This window comes from Arthrobacter sp. 2YAF22_2 (assembly GCF_052114645.1).
GTDB lineage: Bacteria > Actinomycetota > Actinomycetes > Actinomycetales > Micrococcaceae > Arthrobacter.
The window spans coordinates 1-4,344 of sequence record NZ_JBFRFD010000319.1; the positions used below are offsets into that span (position 1 = coordinate 1).

The following is a 4,344-nucleotide window of genomic DNA, read 5'->3' on the forward strand; positions in this document are numbered from 1 at the left end:
CGCCAGCATCGTGCAGGCCGAAGGCGGCCAGGCCGAATACGGCGACGTGGCCGGCGCCATCTACAACCGGCTCAAGCCCAACAACACCGAGACGAACGGCCTGATCCAGTCGGACGCCACCGTGACCTACGGGCTGGGAATCCGGAGCTTCCACATCGACGAGGCGCAGAAGGCGGATAAGTCCAACCCGTACAACACGTACGCGAATGTTGGCCTGCCGGCCGGTCCGATTGGATCCCCGGGCAAGACGGCGATCGACGCCGCCGCCAAGCCCAAGACCAACGACTACCTCTACTGGGTGACCATCAACCTGGACACCAAGGAGACGAAGTTCGCTAAAACGCTGGCCGAACACAATGTCAACGTCGCAAAGTACAACGCCTGGTGCGACGCCAACCCGAACCGTTGCGTGTGACCCTGCGGGCCGCCGTCCTCGGGCATCCCATCAGCCACTCGCGGTCCCCGGCGCTGCACCGCGCCGCGTACGCCCGGCTCGGCGTCAACATCGCCTACGAAGCGATCGACGTGACCGTCGAGGGACTCCCGGCCTTCCTGGCCAGGGTTCGCGGCGACGGCAGCTGGCGGGGGCTGTCGGTGACAATGCCGCTCAAGGCCGCCATGGCCGGTGCGGTCGATGAGGTCCGCGGCGTTGCCCGCGAACTGGGTGTGGTCAACACCGTCGCCTTCGACCCGGCGGCGCCGGGGGACGCCCCGGCCAGGCTGGTGGGTTACAACACCGACGTCGCCGGGATCGTCAACGCACTTCGGTACGCCGGAGCGTCTGCTCAGCCGTCCGCGGCCGTCCTTGGCGGCGGTGGAACCGCGGCCGCGGCCGTGGCCGCCCTGAAGGAACTCGGTGCGCCGTCGGCCGCCGTCTATGTCCGGGACGTCAACCGTGCCGCGGAAGTCCGCACGGCGGCCGCCGCCGTCGGCCTCAGCCTGCAGGTGCGGCCGCTTGCGGACGCGGCCCGGGCCCTCCCGGGTCTCGACGTCGTGATCTCCACTCTGCCGCCGCGGGCTGCGGACGGCCTGGCGGAGCAACTGGCCGGGACGGGCTCGAAGGCGCACGGCGTGCTCCTCGATGTCGCCTACGATCCGTGGCCCAGCCGGATCGCCACCGCCTGGTCGGAGGCGGGCGGCCTCGTGGTCCCGGGCCTTGAAATGCTGCTCTACCAGGCCGTTGAGCAAGTGCGGTATTTCACCGGCCTCGAGGGTCCCGTTCCGGCCGAAGTCATAGATGTGATGTGTGACGCAGTCGGGGCACCTCGGCGGGTGTTCTAAGTGCCATGCATGGCAGGATGGAATCTATGTTGCGTTGGTTGACTGCCGGAGAATCCCATGGTCCGGCCCTGGTCGGAATTATCGAAGGCGTCCCCGCCGGTGTTGAGCTCACCAGCGCCCGGATCGTCGAGGCACTGGCCCGGCGCCGGCTCGGCTACGGCCGCGGCGCCCGGATGAAGTTTGAACAAGACACGGTGACGGTCCTCGGCGGTGTCCGCCACGGATTGACCCAAGGCGGCCCGGTCGCCATCCAGGTCGGCAACACCGAATGGCCCAAGTGGGAACAGATCATGTCCGCTGATCCGGTGGACGCCGACATCCTCGCCGACCAGGCCCGGAACGCGCCGCTGACCCGGCCACGGCCCGGCCACGCGGATTTCACCGGCATGCAGAAATACGGCTTCGACGAGGCCCGGCCGGTCCTGGAACGCGCCAGTGCCAGGGAAACCGCCACCCGCGTCGCCCTGGGCGCCGTGGCGGCCGCCTTCCTCAAGCAGCTGGGCATCGAACTGGTCTCACACACCGTGTCCATCGCCAGCGTGTCCGTTCCGGAAGGCCGGCCCCTGCCGGCCCCCGACGACGTGCTGGCCCTCGACGCGGACCCGCTGCGCTGCTTCGACCGCGAAACCTCCGACGCCATGGTCGCCGAGGTGGACACGGCGCACAAAGAAGGCGAAACCCTTGGCGGCGTCGTCGAAGTCCTCGCCTACGGGCTGCCCCCGGGACTCGGCAGTTACGTGCACTGGGACCGGCGCCTTGACTCACGCCTGGCCGCCGCCCTGATGGGCATCCAGGCGATCAAGGGCGTCGAAGTCGGCGACGGCTTCCGCACCGCCGCACGCCGCGGCTCGGCCGCCCACGACGAAATCGTCAAGGACGCGGACGGCCGGATCATCCGCACCTCCAACCGGGCCGGCGGCGTCGAAGGCGGCATGAGCATCGGCGACGTACTCCGGGTCCGCGCCGCCATGAAGCCCATCGCGACGGTGCCGCGCGCACTCAGGACCGTGGACGTCAGCACCGGTGAGGCGGCCAAGGCCCACCACCAACGCTCGGACGTCTGTGCGGTCCCGGCAGCCGGCGTCGTGGCCGAGGCCATGGTGGCCCTGGTCCTGGCCGAAGCGGTCACGGAAAAGTTCGGCGGCGACTCCGTGCAGGAGACGGCCCGCAACATCAAGGGTTACCTGGACAACATCCCGGCGTCCCTGGACTCGATCGGGCACTAGTGCCGGCCCGCAACGCGCCGCGTGAAACGCCGCCCAAGGAACTGCGAAAAGGATTGAGTGAAGGACTGCGCGAAGTGCTGAAACGTCCGGTAGCCCTGATCGGCCCGATGGCGGTCGGCAAGTCGGCGATCGGTCATCAGCTTGCCCAGCAACTCGGCGCCCGCTTCGTCGATACCGACGTCGAAGTGGTCGCCCGGCACGGCACCATCGCGGATATCTTCGCCGGTCGGGGCGAGTCCGCGTTCCGCGAACTCGAGGCGCGGGCGGTGGCCCAAGCCGTGGAAGACGCCGCCGACAGCGCCACGGTGATCTCCCTCGGCGGCGGCGCCGTGCTGGACTCGGGCACCCAGCAACTGCTGGCCAACTGCACGGTGGTCTACCTCGAATGCGACGCGGATACCGTCTCGGAGCGGATCGCCCGGAACTCCGGGCGCCCGCTCCTGGCTGGCGACGCGATGGAACGCTGGCGGGTCCTGTTCGCCACCCGGCAGCCGGTGTACGAACGGCTCGCCAATCTGACCCTCGATGTCCGGAGCGGTTCCGTTCCGGACCTCGCAGACCGGCTCCAAGATGCGCTGGCGCGACTGGCAGCGGCCCACACCGGGACGGCCGCCACCCCGGCGGCAACAAAGAAAGTTGAAATGTGAGCACCGAATCAACCGTCATCAAAGTCACCGGCCAGGCAGCGGGTGACAACTACGACGTCGTCGTCGGCCGCGGGCTGCTGGCCCGCCTTCCCGGCCTCCTGGGGGAGCGCGTCAAGCGCGTCCTCGTCATCCACCCGCGCGCTCTGCGGCTCACCGGTGACGCGGTCAGGGAAGAGCTGGCCACCGCCGGCTTCACCGCGCTGACGGCCGAGATCCCGGATGCCGAGGAGGGCAAGCACATCGAGGTGGCCTCGTTCTGCTGGCAGGTGCTGGGCCAGAACGACTTCACCCGCTCCGACGCAATAGTCGCCGTGGGCGGGGGAGCAGTGACCGACCTCGCCGGCTTTGTTGCCGCGACCTGGCTGCGCGGCGTCAAGGTCATCCACATGCCCACCAGCCTGCTCGGCATGGTGGACGCCGCCGTCGGCGGGAAGACCGGCATCAACACCGCCGAGGGCAAGAACCTGGTGGGCGTCTTCCACCCGCCGGCCGGCGTCCTCGCGGACCTGGACACGCTCGACACGCTGCCGAAGAACGAGCTCATCTCCGGCATGGCCGAGGTCATCAAGTGCGGTTTCATCGCGGACCCGGCCATCCTCGACCTGATCGAAAAGGACCCCTCCGCCGTGTCCGATCCCCGCGCGGACACGCTGCGCGAACTCATCGAACGCGCCATCACGGTCAAGGCCCGGGTCGTCTCCGAGGACCTGTTGGAAACCGGACAGCGCGAGATCCTCAATTACGGCCACACCCTGGGCCATGCGATCGAACTCGCCGAACGCTACTCCTGGCGGCACGGCGCCGCCGTTTCGGTGGGCATGATGTTCGCCGCCGAACTGGCGCGCAGCGTCGGCCGGCTCAGCGACGCCGACGCCGACCGGCACCGGAACATCCTGGAAAGCCTCGGACTGCCCATCACCTACCGGCGCGACCGCTGGCAGGCACTGCTGGACGGCATGCGGCGGGACAAGAAGTCCCGCGGCGACCTGCTCCGCTTCGTGGTCCTCGACGGCGTCGCCCGCCCCGGCATCCTGGACGTGCCGGACACCTCGCTGCTCTTCGCGGCCTACCAGGAAATTGCCTCCTGATGATCAGCGACTCCGGCGGCACCAGCGAGTGGCCGGACGGCGGGTTCCCCGGCATCCGGATCAACCCCGAAACCCTCATGCCGCAGCTGGTCAACGAGGACG

At 69.1% G+C, this 4,344-nt stretch carries 5 protein-coding genes; all 5 read left to right on the forward strand.

Annotated elements, in window-relative coordinates:
- On the forward strand, positions 1 to 415 hold a 415-nt coding region (locus AB4Y86_RS13095; protein ID WP_441402652.1), incomplete at its 5' end, for an endolytic transglycosylase MltG.
- Positions 412 to 1,281, forward strand: a complete 870-nt coding sequence (locus tag AB4Y86_RS13100) for a shikimate dehydrogenase (protein ID WP_441402655.1) — start codon at positions 412 to 414, stop codon at positions 1,279 to 1,281. The genes AB4Y86_RS13095 and AB4Y86_RS13100, both read left to right, overlap by 4 nt.
- 26 nt (positions 1,282 to 1,307) lie before the next feature.
- Positions 1,308 to 2,507 (forward strand): chorismate synthase, encoded by a 1,200-nt coding sequence (gene aroC, locus AB4Y86_RS13105; protein ID WP_441402653.1) that lies wholly within the window; start codon positions 1,308 to 1,310, stop codon positions 2,505 to 2,507.
- A 107-nt stretch (positions 2,508 to 2,614) separates the two neighbouring features.
- Positions 2,615 to 3,154 carry a shikimate kinase gene (locus tag AB4Y86_RS13110; protein ID WP_441402656.1) on the forward strand — a complete coding sequence of 180 codons (540 nt, stop codon included), beginning with the start codon at positions 2,615 to 2,617 and terminating at the stop codon, positions 3,152 to 3,154.
- A complete protein-coding gene (gene aroB / locus AB4Y86_RS13115) occupies positions 3,151 to 4,242 on the forward strand; it encodes a 3-dehydroquinate synthase (protein WP_441402654.1) in 1,092 nt (363 codons plus the stop codon). The genes AB4Y86_RS13110 and aroB overlap by 4 nt, the downstream gene beginning before the upstream one ends.
- The last annotated feature ends 102 nt before the right edge of the window (positions 4,243 to 4,344 follow it).